Here is a 16,329-nt window from a genome sequence, read left to right as displayed (position 1 = left end):
CATGAAAAAAATTACAGTATTGCTTATGACTCTGGTCTCTAGCGTTGCTTTTGCAAAATTACCAGCACCAAGTCCAGAAGCTGCAGCCGCAGCTGCCTTGACTAAAGCTAAGGCTGATCACGCAGGTAAAGTTGGTGGATATCAACTTTGCATGTCTCAAAATGATTTGGCAAGTAAATACAAGAAGGCTGGTACACCAGCGCCAGCAGCTTGCGCGAACCCAGGTCCTTTCGTAGCGCCTGAACCCGCAGCTAAGTAATTAGTTCACTATCAGTCACTAAGACTTGTTCTTAGTGACTGATTTTTTTTACCCATTTTCTTTAGAGCTTTCTTTGGTCAAACTTACTCAAGCAGTTGCTCCCTTAATCCACGAAGTCGAGGTGGTTGATGAAAAAGGGCGTAAGAAAATTGGCCATATTCCTGGTGAGCGTCCACTGACCATCTATTTGGATAAAAAAGAATTGGTCACGTTAATGACCTTGGGCGGTGCTCCTGAAGCCCTAGTTCTTGGTTATTTGCGCAACCAGCGCTTAGTGCCATCCATTGACATGATTGAAAGCATCCAAGTTGATTGGGAAACTGAATCGGCTGCAGTAAAAACAAATGGCAATACCGTCAATATTGAAGAAAAAACAAGTCGCCGAGTTGTAACGACCGGCTGTGGTCAAGGCACGGTCTTTGGTAGCTTGTTGGATGACATTGATCAAATCCGATTGTCTGATACTGCAAAAATTCAGCAATCAGCTGTTTATCAAATTGTGGATCACATTAGAACAAGAGACTCCATCTATAAACAAGCCGGCTCAGTTCATGCTTGTGCTGTTTTTAAAAACTGTGGTGATCATGCTGAGCTCCTGCATTTCATTGAAGATGTTGGAAGACATAATGCGGTCGACTCCATTGCTGGCTTGATGTGGTTGAATCAACAGGCTGGTGAAGATCTTATTTTTTATACAACAGGTCGGCTCACATCAGAGATGGTGATCAAGGGAGCGCAAATGGGCATTCCATTTTTACTTTCTCGTTCTGGTGTAACGGCGATGGGCTTAGATATGGCTAATCAAGTTAAGTTAACTTTGTTTGGTCGTTGCAGTGGTGAGCATTATTTGGTTTATAGCGGTATTGATCGCTTGATACAGAGGTCTGCAGATGTACATACCGCGTGATTTAATTTCTGGATTGGTTTTGTCGGGTGGCCGTGGCCAAAGAATGGGCGGCGCTGATAAAGGATTGCAACCTTTCAAAGGTGCACCAATGGCTATGCATACGATCATGCGCTTAGAGCCCCAGGTGGATATGGTTAGGGTCAATGCCAATCGCAACTTGGCTGCCTATGAATCACTTGGTGTAGCTGTTATTCCAGATGTGATTGGTGACTTTGCGGGTCCTTTGGCAGGATTCCAGGCGGGTTTAGAAGCTTGTGAGCATCCTTATTTAGTGACGGTGCCATGTGATTCACCAAGATTTCCATCTGATTTGGTAGAGAAGCTTTCAGAGGCTCTACTCATTCAAGATTTGGATATTGCCTTTGCTGCCACTTTGGAGGATGGCGAAGTGATGTCCCACCCGGTCTTTTGCTTAATGAAGTCTTCTGTGATTACCTCGCTGACGACCTTTTTAGGTGGAGGTGGGCGCAAGATTGATCAATGGTTCAAGTTGAATAAAACAGCACCAGTTGTTTTTGATGATCTTGCTGCTTTTGCAAATATCAATACGCACGAAGAGCTACGCAGCTTACAAAAGTAAAGCAAAGCTTTACTGCCTTTGGATCCCAGCTTGAAAATCCATCCAACGTCAGCCCAGATATGTCAAAATACGATTTATGACTATTAAATCTGACCGTTGGATCCGAAGAATGTGCGAAGAGCACGACATGATTGCTCCATTTGAGCCTGGCCAAGTTCGTAAGGACGAAGCAGGCAATAGAATTGTGAGTTACGGCACTTCAAGCTATGGTTATGACATCCGCTGTGCGGATGAGTTTAAGATTTTCACGAATATCAATAGCACCATTGTTGACCCTAAGAATTTTGATGACAAATCATTTGTTGATTTCAAGGGCGATGTTTGTATCATCCCGCCGAACTCCTTTGCTTTGGCTCGAACGGTTGAATATTTTAAGATTCCAAGAAGTGTTCTAACTGTCTGTTTGGGCAAGAGCACCTATGCTCGTTGCGGAATTATTGTGAACGTCACACCGTTTGAACCAGAGTGGGAAGGTTACGTCACCCTCGAGTTCTCAAACACAACACCTTTACCAGCCAAAATTTATGCTGGAGAAGGATGTGCCCAGGTTTTATTCTTTGAAAGCGATGAGATTTGTGAGACTTCTTACAAAGACCGTGGTGGCAAATATCAGGGGCAGGTTGGTGTAACCCTGCCAAAGACCTAAACGATGCTTTAAGGGGCTAATTAGCCCCTTTTTTGACGCATTCCTTCATCCCATGTCAGTCTTATGGTCTAGATGAAGTGTACCTTTGCTTTAAAGCAAGGATTCGGTGAAGAATTTGTGCCAAATCGACGTATTTATCGATATAGTCACGTTTTTAAGAGAAAACCCCAGCCATTAATGGGGCGCTAGCTAGGGAGTTGCTATGAAGTTTCGTTTTCCTGTCGTCATCATTGACGAGGATTTCCGTACTGAGAATATCTCAGGTTCGGGTGCGCGCGCCCTGGCTGAAGCTATTGAAAAAGAGGGGATGGAAGTTTTAGGTTTAACCAGTTACGGAGACCTCACTTCTTTTGCTCAGCAAGCTGCTAGAGCTTCTTGTTTCATCCTTTCAATTGACGATGAAGAGTTTGGCGCAGGTTCTGATGCTGAAATTGATTCAGCTCTAGAAAGCTTGCGTGCATTTGTCGTTGAAGTGCGTAAGCGTAATGAAGAGATTCCTATCTTCTTGTACGGTGAAACCAGAACTTCTCGCCATATCCCTAATGACGTTTTGCGCGAGTTACATGGCTTTATTCATATGAATGAAGATACGCCTGAGTTTGTGGCTCGCCATATCATTCGTGAGGCTAAGGTTTATCTAGATTCATTAGCGCCACCATTCTTTAAAGCACTCACTCACTACGCTTCTGATGGTTCTTACTCTTGGCACTGTCCGGGTCACTCCGGTGGCGTAGCTTTCTTAAAGAGCCCTGTAGGTCAAATGTTCCATCAATTCTTTGGTGAGAACATGTTGCGTGCTGACGTATGTAACGCTGTTGATGAATTAGGTCAGCTTTTAGATCACACCGGTCCGGTTGCTGCTAGTGAGCGCAATGCTGCTCGCATCTTTAATGCCGATCATTTGTTCTTTGTAACAAATGGCACATCTACATCTAATAAGATTGTTTGGCACTCAACCGTTGCTCCTGGCGATATTGTGATTGTGGACCGCAACTGCCATAAGTCGATTTTGCATGCCATCATGATGACGGGGGCTGTTCCTGTTTTCTTGATGCCTACTCGTAATCACTACGGCATTATTGGCCCGATTCCTAAAGAAGAATTTGACTGGAAAACTATCCAGAAAAAGATTGAAAACAATCCTTTCATTCTTGATAAAAAAGCCAAGCCTCGTGTTTTAACAATTACACAAAGTACCTACGATGGTGTTTTGTATAACGTTGAAATGATCAAAGAAATGTTGGATGGCAAAGTAGATACCTTGCACTTTGATGAAGCTTGGTTGCCGCACGCCACATTCCATGATTTCTATAAAGACATGCATGCGATTGGTAAAGATCGTCCACGCTCAAAAGAGAGCATGGTCTTCTCTACTCAATCAACTCATAAGTTGCTTGCTGGTTTATCTCAGGCATCACAAATTTTGGTTCAAGATTCCGAATCTAATAAGTTAGATAACGATTGCTTCAATGAGTCGTATTTGATGCACACATCAACTAGCCCTCAATACGCCATTATTGCCTCATGTGATGTTGCAGCGGCAATGATGGAGCCTCCTGGAGGCACAGCTTTGGTTCATGAGTCTATTGCGGAGTCATTGGATTTCCGTAGAGCTATGCGCAAAGTTGACGAAGAGTGGGGTGCCGATTGGTGGTTTAAGGTTTGGGGCCCAGAGTACTTGGCTGAAGAAGGTGTTGGCGAGCGCGAAGATTGGGTCTTAAAAGCAGGTGAGCGTTGGCATGACTTTGGACAATTGTCTGATGGTTTCAATATGCTTGATCCTATCAAGGCCACTGTTATTACGCCTGGTTTAGAGATGGATGGTGATTTTGCTGACACAGGTATTCCGGCAAGCATCGTCACTAAGTATTTGGCTGAGCATGGCGTGATTGTTGAAAAAACTGGTTTGTATTCATTCTTCATTATGTTCACGATTGGTATTACGAAGGGTCGTTGGAATACATTAGTCACAACATTGCAACAATTTAAAGATGACTACGATAAGAACCAACCCTTGTGGCGAGTTCTTCCAGAGTTTGTGGTGAAGCACCCACGATATGAGCGTATCGGTTTGCGTGATTTGTGCCAACAGATTCACCAAGTTTACAAAAAGTATGATGTGGCTCGCATGACGACTGAGATGTATTTATCTGACATGATTCCAGCAATGAAGCCATCGGATGCGTGGGCCAAGATGGCGCACCGTGATATTGAGCGTGTGCAGATTGATAATTTGGAGGGTCGCGTGACTGCCATGTTGGTAACACCTTACCCACCAGGTATTCCTTTGTTAATTCCTGGGGAGCGCTTCAACAAACGCATCGTCGATTATTTGAGATTTACGCGTGACTTTAATGAACAGTTCCCTGGTTTTGAGACGGATGTTCATGGTCTTGTTAAAGGTGAACTCAATGGTCGTAAAGAGTATTATGTGGATTGCGTTAAAAGCTAATCAGAGTTTAACCAAGCACTGTATTTAGTATTAAAAATAAAAAAGGCTCACCACGGTGAGCCTTTTTGTATGGAGCGCTTTACTTAACCTAAAGTTTTTCTATAAGCTGCAATCGCTTTTTTAACTTGCTCAGGAGCTGTTCCGCCCACGTGGTTGCGGCTATTGACGGAGCCTTCCAGCGTTAGAAACTCAAAGGCATCTTGTTCAATTAAGTTGGCATTACTGCCAAGATCACAAGCTGCACGTAAGTCGTCTAAAGACAAGTCAGATAAATCACAACCTTTGGTAGAGCAAGCTTTAACCGCATGCGCTACAGCTTCATGGGCATCACGGAATGGCAAGCCCTTTTTAACCAAGTAGTCGGCTAAGTCAGTGGCAGTCGCAAATCCTTGGAGTGCTGCGGCGCGCATGGTTTCTGCTTTGACTTGAATATGCGGAACCATGTCAGCAAATATGCGCAAAGTATCACGCAATGTGTCTGCTGAATCAAATAAAGGCTCTTTGTCTTCTTGATTATCTTTGTTGTAGGCTAAAGGTTGGCCTTTCATCAGAGTTAATAAAGAGATGAGGTTGCCATTCACTCGACCAGTTTTGCCACGTGCTAACTCTGGAACATCGGGATTCTTTTTCTGAGGCATGATGGAGCTACCGGTACAGAAGCGATCCGGTAGATCAATAAACCCGATTCTTGGGCTCATCCAAAGGATCAGTTCCTCGGATAGACGAGAGATGTGGGTCATTGCCAATGAGGCAGCTGAGCAAAACTCAATGGCGAAGTCTCTATCAGAAACTGCATCCAATGAGTTTTGGCAAACGCCGTCAAAGCCTAAAGTTTTAGCAACGCGTTCGCGATCAATCGGGTAGCTGGTACCAGCTAAGGCAGCGGACCCTAGCGGTAAACGATTAACCCGTTTGCGGCAGTCAGTTAAACGCTCAGCGTCACGCGCAAACATTTCGGCATAGGCCATCATGTGGTGACCAAACGTAATAGGCTGAGCCACTTGAAGATGGGTGAAGCCCGGCATGATGGTCTCGGCATGCTTTTCAGCTAAGCCAAGCAGACCTGATCGCAGAGACTTTAACTCAGTTTGGATCTCATCGATGGCGCCACGGAGCCATAAGCGAATATCTGTGGCTACTTGGTCATTACGAGAGCGTCCGGTATGAAGGCGTTTGCCTGCGTCACCTACCAATTTTGTCAGGCGTGCCTCAATATTGAGGTGAACATCCTCGAGCACTATCTCCCAAGTAAAGGTGCCATCTTTCATTTCTGAAAGGATTTGTGACATCCCCTTTTGGATCTCTGCATAATCCGCCGCACTGATAATCTTCTGTGCGGCCAGCATCTCTGCATGAGCTAATGAGCCTTGAATATCAACCAAAGCCATTCGTTTATCAAAATCAACAGAGGCGGTATATCGTTGCACGAGTTCCGCCACAGGCTCAGCGAAACGCGCTGACCATGCCTGATCTTTGTTGTCTAAAGAATTTTTATTTTTGTCTAAATCTGCCATAAACAGCAGTATATTGCCTCAAAGGCTTTATTCTTATGGTTATGACACAAATTTCTTATCCTAAAAAATTAGTTATTGCCTCCCGGGAGAGCCGTTTGGCTATGTGGCAGGCTGAATATGTCCGAGATTGCTTGAAAAAGCTCTATCCGGCGTGTGATGTGAGCATTTTGGGTATGACAACCCGTGGAGATCAAATATTGGATCGAACCCTGTCAAAAGTGGGGGGTAAGGGCTTATTTGTGAAGGAATTAGAAGTGGCTTTGGAGGAGGGGCGTGCTGATTTGGCTGTTCATTCCCTCAAAGATGTCCCTATGCAATTGCCAGAGGGTTTCGAGCTGGCATGCATCATGGAACGTGAGGATGCCAGAGATGCTTTTGTATCCAATGACTATGAACATTTGGCTGATTTACCAGCGGGTGCTGTGGTTGGTACGGCTAGCTTGAGGCGCGAAGCCTCCTTGAGGTCAAAATACCCACACCTTACTATCCAGCCTCTAAGAGGTAATTTGGATACTCGTTTGGGTAAGCTAGATAAAGGTGAATATGCCGCTATTATCTTGGCGGCTGCAGGGCTAAAGCGTTTAGGCATGGCTTCAAGAATCCGGAGTTTGCTGACTGTCGAAGAAAGCCTTCCAGCAGCAGGTCAGGGCGCTCTAGGCATTGAAATCCGTTCTGGAAGACCAGAGATGATGGATTATTTAGCGCCTTTAAATCATGCCCCATCAGCTATGGCTGTTTCTGCAGAAAGAGCTGTTTCAAGAGCCTTAGGAGGTTCTTGTGACGTTCCTTTAGCTGCGTACTCTGTATGGGAAGGTCGTGATTTGTATCTTCGAGCTTTTGTAGCTACCACCGACGGTCAAAAAGTCTGTCGCGCAGAGCAAAAGCTAACTTTGGATTCAATGTCAGCAGCTGATGCCATGGGGTTGTCGGTCGCAAAGGACTTGATTGACCAAGGCGCTATGGCTTTATTGCCCCCAAGATAGTTATTGATGCCAACGCTTGTTCTTACTCGTCCTATCGGTCAGTCTCATCGACTAAGTGAGTTACTGAAACAGCAATTACCGGAACTGAATCAAATTCAGTTACCTTTGTTATCCATCGTACCTAATCAGGATGATGTTGAAGGCATGAAATTAAATGAGTTAATAAAAAAAGCAGACTTCGCTATTTTTATTAGCCCCAATGCGGTTGAGTGTGGGATGCGTTTACTGGGGGCGGATTGGCCAACTCATCTACCCATAGCAGTCGTTGGTGGAGGAAGTGCTGAAGCGCTTGATCGCCGAGGTATCAATTCAGCACATGGATATCAAATTTCTTTTCCGAAGGATTCTCGGAATTGGGATTCAGAGGGGCTGTGGGCTGAGATCAATTCGGTACCAGTCAGTTGGTCGGGTAAACAAATACTATTCCTAAAGGGTGCAGGTGGTCGAGACTGGTTAGGTCAACAGTTTTTGGACCAAGGTGCCACAATTCATGAGGTGGTGACTTATAGGCGTTTACCTTTAAGTGTCGAGTCGCCGTCTTGGAGGCAGGTGCAAAAACTTGAAGCCAACACAACGGCTTGCATCATTAATTCATCCGAGGCATTGCGGCACCTAGTGGATGTGCTTGATCAATCGTTACCTTGGGGTCCCAGCTGGTTCAATTCTGTCACCATCATTTGTTCGCATCAGCGCATTGCACAGGCTGCTAAAGAAGCTGGATTTAAACAAGTAGAATGTTGTTTATCGGGTGAGGAGCATCTGCTAGTTGCAACGCAGACTTGGTTCAATCAACTAAAGCAATTAAAGTAATTAAATTCAAAAGAAGCGAGATATTTGGATGACAAATGTATCAAAGAACTCCGGCTTGGATGAATCTAAAAAAGCCCAATCAGACGCCCTAGGAAAAGGGCTTTGGAAAGCTCTATGGATTGCTATTGCCATTTGCATTCTTTGGTTGGTGATTGAAGGTGGTTTGCGTCTTTATCATCGACCAGCGCTATTGGATGCAAGAGTTGCTGATCTAGAGCGGAAGATTGCTAATGTGGAGGCTTTCGAGGCTAAATTGGAGTCTTCATTAAATAATAGCTTGGAGTCACAAAAAAATATTACTTCAGTAGCTAATAAAATTTCTGACTTGTTAAATGGTGTTGCTGCATTGCCAATGACAGCATCGCCAACTCCAGTTGCCTCCGCGGGTGTTGCGGAGTCCCAAAACAGTTCGGGGTTAAAGAAAGTCGTTGATCAAATCAAGCTATTAGGTGATCGATTGGTTAGGGTTCAGGTGGTAGGAGACGTAAAGGATGTTGCTTTGACACCAGCTGCTCAAGACTTGATACGTCAGCAACTAAAGCTTCACTTGGTCAGTGCACGCCTTGCTTGGCTGTCTAATTTGCCTCAAGTTTGTAAAGAGGATTTATCTCAGGCGCGAGCCATTCTGGCTAAACATTTTCAGGGGCAAGCTACGCAGGTAGTTAAATTTGAGAATGCCCTCAGTGCTTTGCAGGCTGAAGTTGAAAAGACATCAGCTGTTGTGAAGGGGCAATAATCATGAGAGGTGCGCTTTGGTTAGCATTTTTATTTGCAGTTGCTGTCATCGTGGCATTGTTTGCAACGAGTAATGGTGGGCACATCACCATTTACTTTCCACCATACCGCTTAGATACCAGCCTCAATCTTTTTATAGCTACTATAGTCGGGATTTTTTTAGTGAGCTTATTGGCGTGGCGAACTTTTGCAGCCATATTGGATTTACCAAAACAGGCCGCTGCTTATCGTCGTAAGCAGAGAGAAACACGTTCTATTGGTTTTTTATCAGAAGCTATTGAAGACATATTTGCGGGTCGTTTTTCTAAAGCACTTAAATCTGCAGAGGCGGCTACTGTTAATGAGTCAATGGCAGAAACAGCAGCCCTCTTGGCAGCGCGTTCGGCGCATCGCTTAAACCAACATGATCTTAGAGATCATTGGTTATCTAAAATTCGGTCACCTGAAAAACTCCAAGCAAGATTGGTGGCAACTGCCGATATGCAAATGGACGTTCACGATGCTGAGGGGGCTTTGGCAACAATTGAGCAACTCCAAAAAGGTGGTTCGCGCCAGTTATTTGTTCAGAGAATTGCTTTAAAGGCTAATCAACAGCTTAAAAATTGGAGTGAGGTTTTACGATTGACTCACAGCCTCTCTAAAAGAGAGGCCTTGCATCCTGTAGTGGCTCAGAAATATATCCAAGAAGCTATTTCTAAATTGGTTCAAGAAAAATCGACAGATCACGAAGCATTGCTGCGCATCTGGAAGACCTTGCCTAAGGAAAATCGTAAAGCTTCCAGAATTGCTCTGGTGATGGCACAAGGTTTATTGTCAGTGGCTCAATATGATTTAGCGAGACAATTGATTGAGGATTCTCTGGACGCTCAATGGGATGAGGCATTAATCGATATTTATCCTCAATGTGTCGCACCTGGATCAAGAAATTTAAGTTTGGCTCAAAAAATTGAAGCATGGATGACGAAGTATCCTGGGGAGCCCGCACTTTCTCTCGCATTGGCTCGGATTTGTTTGGATCAGCAGTTATGGGGTAAAGCCAAATCAAGTTTGGTGGGCGTTATACGTGATCCTAAGACTAAACCATCAATGCGAGCTGCTGCTCATATGGCAATGGCCCAATTGCATGAAGCATTGAGTGAGACCTTGGAAGCGGCTGAGCAATACCAATTAGCCGCTAAAATTTTTAGCGGATTAACAGCTCATCGTTCCTAAGTCTTGTTGATTGGTTGTTGGTTTATTTGCTCAATCGACGTATTATTTTTTCAATGGTGGGGCCGTAAGGTGGGTGAACAAAGTTTGTTCCCATCCATTTTTTAATACCTAAAAATGACTTAACGTCTAGCACTGGTTTTTGATGGCTAAAGGTGTCAAAGCCAGCTTTGCCGTGGTAAGACCCCATGCCGCTCGCACCAACACCCCCAAACGGTAAATTATCAATACCAGCTTGGAGTAGGGTGTCATTGATGCAAACTCCGCCAGCATGAGTTCGAGAAAGGATTTCTTTTAGAACTTTCTGATTTTTGCCAAACCAGTAAAGGGCCAATGGATGCTCCCTGTTATTGACGTAGTTGATTGCATCTTCAACCGTACTGATACCGATAATAGGTAAGATGGGTCCAAAAATTTCTTCGTTCATGATCAAAGCATCGTCAGAAACGCGGTGAAGCATGACAGGGGTAAAAGCTCTTGATTCGGATGGCTCTAAAAGCTCGGTAACTTCTGCGCCCCTGCTAACAGCATCATTAACTAAGCTCATCCAGCGAACTGTTTGAGCTTTATCAATTGGGTTGGTGAGCTCAGCATCGTTTTGGAACATTAACTGAGCTGCCCGGCGCAACTCTTTTTGAAGTTCTGGTATTTTTTCGTGTTGAATCAGGACGTAGTCTGGTGCAACACAGGTTTGTCCACCATTTAATAATTTGCCGTAAATAATCTTTTTGGCAACCTCTTTGAGTGAGGCATCGGAGTGAATGATCGCAGGAGACTTGCCGCCAAGCTCTAGCGTGACTGGAGTTAGATTATCAGCCGCTGCTCTCATCACTTTTTTGCCAGTGGCTGAGGAACCAGTGAAAAATAAATGATCAAAAGGTAAAGCAGCAAAATCTGCTGCTAATTGGGCATCCCCCGTGGTGACTGAAAACTCTAGTGGATGAAAGTACTCACCAACCATGGTGGCAAGGTAACCTGAGGTTCTAGCAGAGCGCTCTGAAGGTTTTAGCCACACTCGATTGCCGGCTGCAATTGCAGCAATAGCTGGTACTAGAGCAAGCAGAATAGGGTAATTCCAGGGGCTCATGATCCCAACAACGCCCTTGGATTGTGGTTGTAGCCAAGCTTTTGAAGATTGAAGTTGAAATGGTAAATCAACTGATTGTGATTTCATCCAATTTTTTAAATGCTTGATCGTGTGCTTCGCAACCTGTCTAACAGCATTTAGCTCAATCAGGCGAGTTTCTACAGAATGTCGGATGCCAAAGTCTGCAGAAACAACCTTACATAGATTCTCTTCATACTTGTTCACCATAGCTACAACCCTAAGAATGCGTTCTTTGCGACTCTCAAAGCTAGGATTGGGTTCGTGGATATAAGCTTTCTTAAGCTCTTCCAAGTGAAGTTTTAGCATGGCTGAATTCATGGAAAGATTATCTCAGATTTGGTTTTTTAAAAGGGGTCCCTGCATAAATTCTACTTAAGCAGTAGGATGTTGCCTATACATGAATATCATAAAAGTATCGCAAATAAAATGAATAACAAAGAACCTCATCATTTAGACTTGGAGCAAGCCACTATAGGTGGTGGTTGCTTCTGGTGTTTAGAAGCCGTTTATCAGCAGGTGAGTGGTGTTGTTCATGTGGAATCAGGGTATGCGGGTGGGCATACGGAAAACCCCGATTATGATTCTGTTTGTTCTGGTCGATCAGGTCATGCTGAGGTTGTCAGAATTCATTATGACCCTCAGTTGGTGAGTTTTAGGCAGCTGTTAGAGGTTTTCTTTGTTATTCATGACCCGACTACTTTAAACCGTCAGGGTAATGATGTCGGTACGCAATACCGTTCCGTTATTTATTACCATGATGACAAGCAAAAGTTACAAGCTGCAGAAATGATAGAGGCCTTAAGCCAAGCTGAAACTTATAGCAACCCGATTGTGACCGAGTTAAGCGCTCTACCAATCTATTACCCAGCTGAAGACTATCATCAAAACTATTTTGTTAATCATCCTGATCAAGGGTATTGTGCTTTTGTTGTGGGGCCTAAAGTGGAGAAATTTCAAAAAAGTTTTTTGTCTCTCATCCGTCAATAATTCTTTTTACTTAAGGCGCCAGTCTCTGGATCTTCCACTGGCCATTCTGCAAAACATATTGAATACGATCATGAAGGCGTGAGGGGCGACCCTGCCAGAACTCTAAAACTTCGGGTTTAACTCTAAACCCACCCCAATGAGGTGGTCTGGGGGGATTCAAAGCAAACTTAAGCGCATATTCAGCTGCATTCTTAACTAATTGAGTGCGTCCTGAGATGACTTGGCTTTGAGGAGATGCCCATGCGCCAATTCTGGAATCCAACGGTCTTGAATGAAAGTAGTCATCACTTTCTTGATCGGAAAGTTTCTCTACTGAGCCTTCCACTCTAATTTGTCTTTCTAGTTCTGGCCAAAAAAACAGGAGCGCGGCATGAGGGTTGCTGATAAGAGCTTGACCTTTACGGCTTTCATAATTGGTGAAAAATACAAACCCGGCAGACGTTACTTCTTTGATTAAAACCGTTCTTGCACTGGGTTTGCCATTTGCATCGACTGAGGCAACAGTCATGGCATTGGGCTCTGGTAATTCTGCATGTTGCGCCTGATCAAACCATATCTTAAATTGATCAATTGGATTGAGTTTGACATCCTCTTCAGAGAGGCTGCCTTTCATATACGATTTTCTGAGGTCGGCTAAATTGGTCATGCCTTCAGTATATATAGACTCCCGCTTATTTTCTATAAAACATCTCAGCGATAAATTCTGTCTACTGAAGAATCCGGAGATGGTGACGGATTTCTTATATAGTCTTAATTATGGAAGTTAAACAAAATAGACGTTTTGGCGGGGTGGCTCGCTTATATGGTGAAGAAGGCTTAAAAGCCTTTGAGCAGGCCCATGTGCTGGTTGCTGGCTTAGGTGGGGTTGGCTCCTGGGCTGCGGAAGCCCTCGCTAGAAGCGCAGTTGCTGAAATGACATTGGTGGACTTTGATCACATAGCGGAAAGTAATGTGAATCGTCAATTGCATGCGGTTGAGGGCGCATTTGGCCAGTCCAAGGTGAATGCCATGGCAGAGCGACTTCTCTCTATTAATCCCAACTTAAAGATCAACATTATTGATGATTTTTTAACATCAGATAATTTGAATGAGCATTTGGCAAAACATGCCGCTAACGCCTTGTTTGTTGTTTTGGATGCAACGGATGATGTCAAGATGAAGATTGCTTTAGCTAACTACTGCAAAAAGAATATACCGTTGATTATTTGTGGTGGCGCTGGAGGCAAACTTGATCCAAGTCGAATTAGTGCTTGTGATTTATCAAAAACTACTCAAGATCCATTGCTTTCTAAAATACGTTACACGCTTCGCAAGGAGTATGGGTTTAGTTCTGATCCTAAGAAGAAGTTGGGTTTAACAGCTGTTTACTCTGATGAACCAAGACAAGGTGTTGCAAGTGGCGGATTGGCTTGCTCTGGTTATGGTTCGGGTGTGACTGTGACGGCTAGCTTTGGTTTTATAGCGGCTGCAGAAGTGCTGAAGGTGATTCAGCAGAAATACTTAAAGCAGCTTAATTAAAAAGATAAATAAACAGTCAATCTAAAAAATAAGCCCAAAAAGTAACGGGGTTAAATTTATTTAACTCTTTGACTGATATGGGCTAGGGCCTCATCTACTTGATCTACAAGGATCAAACAAATATCGCCGGCTTGTACTTGTTCTAGAGCTTTATCGATAGCTAAAAACTCGCCTCTAAATTCCTCTATCTTTTTAACTTGTTGAGAGTTGGCTAGGCCATCACGCATGATCGCTGTTACTTCACCATCGGCTCTGCCACGCTGGCATTGATCCTCATACAAAATGATGTGATCAAAAGACTGACCTAAAATTTCTGTTTGACGGCGCAAGTCTTCATCTCGACGATCTCCTGCACCACTGATCACTACCATTCGTTTATTAGCTGGCATATTGGCAATGGTTTCTGAAAGCGCCAAAATGGCATCAGGGTTGTGACCGTAGTCCGCAATGATGGTGGCGCCGGCATATTTGAAAATATTAAATCGTCCAGGAACTGTATTTGCATCGCTTTTAAAGCTGCTGAGACCATCAGCGATGACATCCCAAGGAATACCTAGAGCCCAGGCAGCTCCAACAACACCTAAAACGTTTTCAACTTGGAATCCAATGGTTCCCTCTGCTGTTATTGGAACTTGATCCAAGTTAATGTGGAATTCTTTTTTACCTTCGGCTGCAATTAATTTATTTTGATGAACAAAGAGCACGCGTTTACCTTGGGCTCGGTGTTTCGCCATCACAGGGTGATTGATGTCTTTAGCAAAGAACGTTATTTCACCTGGGCAGCTCTTGGCCATTTTGACGACATTAAAGTCAGCTGCATTAAGAACCGCCATGCCATTGGGTGCAACGTTTTGCACAATCACTCGTTTGACGGCAGCTAGGTCAGCCGTTGTATTGATGTAATTCATACCCAGGTGATCACCTTCACCGAGGTTCGTCACAATGGCAACCTCACAGCGATCAAAACCGAGGCCTTCTCTAAGTATGCCGCCACGTGCTGTTTCTAAAACAGCCGCATCCACATCAGGGTGCATCAATACGTTACGGGCACTCTTAGGCCCGCTACAGTCGCCTGTATCAATTCTTTTGCCGCTGATGTAAACGCCATCCGTACCGGTATGCCCAACTCTTAAACCATTCTTTTCGAATAAATGGCTCATGAGCTTCACTGTTGTTGTTTTGCCATTGGTGCCAGTAACGGCAACAACCGGAATACGTCCATCATCATCTTTACCAAACATGGTCGAAATAATGGCTTCACCAACAGGACGCCCTTTACCGTAGGAGGGGTGAAGATGCATTCTTAGTCCTGGTGCTGCATTGACTTCTACAATACCGCCGCCTTGCTCTTCTAGAGGGCGATAAACGTTGTCGCAAACCACATCCACACCGCAAATATCAAGGCCAATCATTTGTGCAGCAGCGATAGCTGAAGCGGCTAGATCAGGGTGGACATCATCGGTGACATCTGTAGCTGTACCACCGGTGCTTAAGTTCGCGTTGTTCCTAAGCGTGACCCTCAATCCTTTTGCCGGCACAGATTCGGGCGTTAAGTTTTGATGTTTCAGTGTCGCAACGGCGATATCATCAATTCTAATTTTGCTTAATGCTGTGGCGTGACCGTCACCACGATTAGGATCCTTGTTAATCTCTTCGACCAATTCACGGACAGTATGCTGGGCATCACCAATGACATACGGTGGCTCACGTCTTGCTGCTGCGATGAGTTGATTGCCGATGACAAGTAGTCGGTGATCATGGCCGGGCATGTAGCGCTCAACGATGACTTCAGAAGAGATTTTGGATGCTGCATTAAATGCAATGTCAATTTGTTCGCGCGTATGGATGTTGACTGCAACACCCTTGCCTTGGTTGCCATCTCTTGGTTTGATGGCAACAGGCGCATTAATTTCCTTAAAGGCTTCCCACGCTCCGTCAGCTGTTGTGACAATGCTGCCAAGTGGTACCGGAACTCCGGCTGCGTGAAGTAAATTTTTTGTGAGTTCTTTGTCTTGTGCAATGGATTCAGCAATGGCGCTAGTCGAGCTAGTTTCAGCTGCTTGTATGCGGCGCTGCTTGCTGCCCCAGCCCAGCTGAACCATACTACCTTCGGTCAAACGGCGATACGGAATGCCGCGAGCAATCGCTGCATCCACAATTGATCCTGTGCTTGGTCCTAGGCGAATGCTTTCATCTAAATCGCGCAGCTCTTGCAAGTACTCTTCAACATGAGAGCCGTTATCGATGAGAGCAGAGCGACAAAGTTTCATGGCTAGCTCAAGTGCGAGGCGACCTACTTTTTCTTCTGTATATTCAACCACCACGATATAGACACCATCATCGGGTGTTGGCATGGTTCTACTAAAGGTAATCGGACATCCTGCTTGAGCTTGGAGATCTCTTGAACAAACTTCTAGCGCATGAGCAAGAGATACTGTTTCATTCTGACCGTAGGGTCTAACAGGACCTAGTTGTGGGAACCTGGATCTTAAGCGTGTTTCAAAGCCAAAAATATTGGTAATAACTTTTTCGTTTTCCTCGCATTTAACTAATGCTTCCAGAGCTGTGTGCTTACCCCATAAATTGGGACCTCTTAGAGCGCGGATACGAGTTAATTCCAT

At 44.5% G+C, this 16,329-nt stretch carries 15 protein-coding genes; 11 read left to right on the top strand and 4 right to left on the bottom strand.

Annotated features, from left to right (window positions below):
• The first annotated feature begins 1 nt into the window (after position 1).
• The 5 genes from ICN28_RS03175 (at position 2) to ICN28_RS03155 (ending at position 4,844) form a co-directional block, all read left to right on the top strand.
• Positions 2-259, top strand: a complete 258-nt coding sequence (locus tag ICN28_RS03175; protein WP_255536095.1) for a hypothetical protein — start codon at positions 2-4, stop codon at positions 257-259.
• A 34-nt stretch (positions 260-293) separates the two neighbouring features.
• On the top strand, positions 294-1,166 hold the full coding sequence (locus tag ICN28_RS03170) for a formate dehydrogenase accessory sulfurtransferase FdhD (RefSeq protein ID WP_216286163.1): 873 nt from the start codon (positions 294-296) through the stop codon (positions 1,164-1,166).
• Positions 1,150-1,746, top strand: coding sequence for a molybdenum cofactor guanylyltransferase MobA (gene mobA, locus ICN28_RS03165; protein WP_216286160.1), 597 nt, complete (start codon positions 1,150-1,152; stop codon positions 1,744-1,746). Before ICN28_RS03170 ends, mobA begins: the two co-directional genes overlap by 17 nt.
• Positions 1,747-1,822: 76 nt before the next feature.
• On the top strand, positions 1,823-2,392 hold the full coding sequence (gene dcd / locus ICN28_RS03160) for a dCTP deaminase (RefSeq protein ID WP_216286158.1): 570 nt from the start codon (positions 1,823-1,825) through the stop codon (positions 2,390-2,392).
• Between the two features lie 202 nt (positions 2,393-2,594).
• Positions 2,595-4,844: an arginine/lysine/ornithine decarboxylase gene (locus ICN28_RS03155; RefSeq protein ID WP_216286155.1), complete on the top strand. Its 2,250-nt coding sequence runs from the start codon at positions 2,595-2,597 to the stop codon at positions 4,842-4,844.
• Positions 4,845-4,927: 83 nt separating this feature from the next.
• Here the strand turns inward: ICN28_RS03155 and argH are convergent, their stop codons facing one another.
• Positions 4,928-6,358, bottom strand: coding sequence for an argininosuccinate lyase (argH, locus tag ICN28_RS03150; protein WP_216286154.1), 1,431 nt, complete (start codon positions 6,356-6,358; stop codon positions 4,928-4,930).
• Between the two features lie 41 nt (positions 6,359-6,399).
• Here argH and hemC point away from each other — a divergent pair, with 41 nt between their 5' ends.
• The 4 genes from hemC to ICN28_RS03130 are packed head-to-tail and all read left to right on the top strand — an operon-like array spanning position 6,400 to position 10,098.
• On the top strand, positions 6,400-7,341 hold the full coding sequence (hemC, locus tag ICN28_RS03145) for a hydroxymethylbilane synthase (protein WP_255536094.1): 942 nt from the start codon (positions 6,400-6,402) through the stop codon (positions 7,339-7,341).
• A 6-nt stretch (positions 7,342-7,347) separates the two neighbouring features.
• Positions 7,348-8,151 (top strand): uroporphyrinogen-III synthase, encoded by an 804-nt coding sequence (locus ICN28_RS03140; protein WP_216286150.1) that lies wholly within the window; start codon positions 7,348-7,350, stop codon positions 8,149-8,151.
• Positions 8,152-8,179: 28 nt separating this feature from the next.
• Entirely contained in the window at positions 8,180-8,887 is a 708-nt protein-coding gene (locus ICN28_RS03135) for a uroporphyrinogen-III C-methyltransferase (protein ID WP_216286148.1), read from the top strand.
• Positions 8,888-8,889: 2 nt separating this feature from the next.
• Positions 8,890-10,098, top strand: a complete 1,209-nt coding sequence (locus ICN28_RS03130) for a heme biosynthesis HemY N-terminal domain-containing protein (RefSeq protein ID WP_216286146.1) — start codon at positions 8,890-8,892, stop codon at positions 10,096-10,098.
• 22 nt (positions 10,099-10,120) lie between these two features.
• Here the strand turns inward: ICN28_RS03130 and ICN28_RS03125 are convergent, their stop codons facing one another.
• On the bottom strand, positions 10,121-11,509 hold the full coding sequence (locus ICN28_RS03125) for a coniferyl aldehyde dehydrogenase (RefSeq protein WP_216286144.1): 1,389 nt from the start codon (positions 11,507-11,509) through the stop codon (positions 10,121-10,123).
• Positions 11,510-11,629: 120 nt separating this feature from the next.
• Between ICN28_RS03125 and msrA the strand changes: the two genes are divergently transcribed.
• Positions 11,630-12,190 carry a peptide-methionine (S)-S-oxide reductase MsrA gene (gene msrA / locus ICN28_RS03120; RefSeq protein ID WP_216286142.1) on the top strand — a complete coding sequence of 187 codons (561 nt, stop codon included), beginning with the start codon at positions 11,630-11,632 and terminating at the stop codon, positions 12,188-12,190.
• 10 nt (positions 12,191-12,200) lie between these two features.
• On the opposite strand, the gene pdxH is transcribed toward msrA, so the two are convergent.
• Entirely contained in the window at positions 12,201-12,836 is a 636-nt protein-coding gene (gene pdxH / locus ICN28_RS03115) for a pyridoxamine 5'-phosphate oxidase (protein ID WP_216286140.1), read from the bottom strand.
• Positions 12,837-12,946: 110 nt separating this feature from the next.
• Between pdxH and ICN28_RS03110 the strand changes: the two genes are divergently transcribed.
• Positions 12,947-13,708, top strand: coding sequence for a ThiF family adenylyltransferase (locus tag ICN28_RS03110; protein WP_216286139.1), 762 nt, complete (start codon positions 12,947-12,949; stop codon positions 13,706-13,708).
• 56 nt (positions 13,709-13,764) lie between these two features.
• Here ICN28_RS03110 and cphA read toward each other — a convergent pair whose 3' ends face one another.
• A complete protein-coding gene (gene cphA / locus ICN28_RS03105) occupies positions 13,765-16,329 on the bottom strand; it encodes a cyanophycin synthetase (protein WP_216286137.1) in 2,565 nt (854 codons plus the stop codon).

The sequence above is a fragment of the Polynucleobacter sp. 30F-ANTBAC genome (assembly GCF_018882385.1).
Taxonomy (GTDB): Bacteria; Pseudomonadota; Gammaproteobacteria; order Burkholderiales; family Burkholderiaceae; genus Polynucleobacter.
The sequence above is the reverse complement of the archived record's forward strand: the minus strand, read 5'-3'. Positions and strand labels throughout refer to the sequence as shown.

Bases quoted from the DNA above. Each gene is read 5' to 3' on its own strand.
- ICN28_RS03175 (WP_255536095.1), top strand. From the start codon at position 2: ATGAAAAAAATTACAGTATTGCTTATGACTCTGGTCTCTAGCGTTGCT.
- mobA (WP_216286160.1), top strand. From the start codon at position 1,150: ATGTACATACCGCGTGATTTAATTTCTGGATTGGTTTTGTCGGGTGGC.
- dcd (WP_216286158.1), top strand. From the start codon at position 1,823: ATGACTATTAAATCTGACCGTTGGATCCGAAGAATGTGCGAAGAGCAC.
- ICN28_RS03155 (WP_216286155.1), top strand. From the start codon at position 2,595: ATGAAGTTTCGTTTTCCTGTCGTCATCATTGACGAGGATTTCCGTACT.
- argH (WP_216286154.1), bottom strand. From the start codon at position 6,358: ATGGCAGATTTAGACAAAAATAAAAATTCTTTAGACAACAAAGATCAG.
- hemC (WP_255536094.1), top strand. From the start codon at position 6,400: ATGACACAAATTTCTTATCCTAAAAAATTAGTTATTGCCTCCCGGGAG.
- ICN28_RS03140 (WP_216286150.1), top strand. From the start codon at position 7,348: ATGCCAACGCTTGTTCTTACTCGTCCTATCGGTCAGTCTCATCGACTA.
- ICN28_RS03135 (WP_216286148.1), top strand. From the start codon at position 8,180: ATGACAAATGTATCAAAGAACTCCGGCTTGGATGAATCTAAAAAAGCC.
- ICN28_RS03130 (WP_216286146.1), top strand. From the start codon at position 8,890: ATGAGAGGTGCGCTTTGGTTAGCATTTTTATTTGCAGTTGCTGTCATC.
- ICN28_RS03125 (WP_216286144.1), bottom strand. From the start codon at position 11,509: ATGCTAAAACTTCACTTGGAAGAGCTTAAGAAAGCTTATATCCACGAA.
- msrA (WP_216286142.1), top strand. From the start codon at position 11,630: ATGAATAACAAAGAACCTCATCATTTAGACTTGGAGCAAGCCACTATA.
- pdxH (WP_216286140.1), bottom strand. From the start codon at position 12,836: ATGACCAATTTAGCCGACCTCAGAAAATCGTATATGAAAGGCAGCCTC.
- ICN28_RS03110 (WP_216286139.1), top strand. From the start codon at position 12,947: ATGGAAGTTAAACAAAATAGACGTTTTGGCGGGGTGGCTCGCTTATAT.
- cphA (WP_216286137.1), bottom strand. From the start codon at position 16,329: ATGGAATTAACTCGTATCCGCGCTCTAAGAGGTCCCAATTTATGGGGT.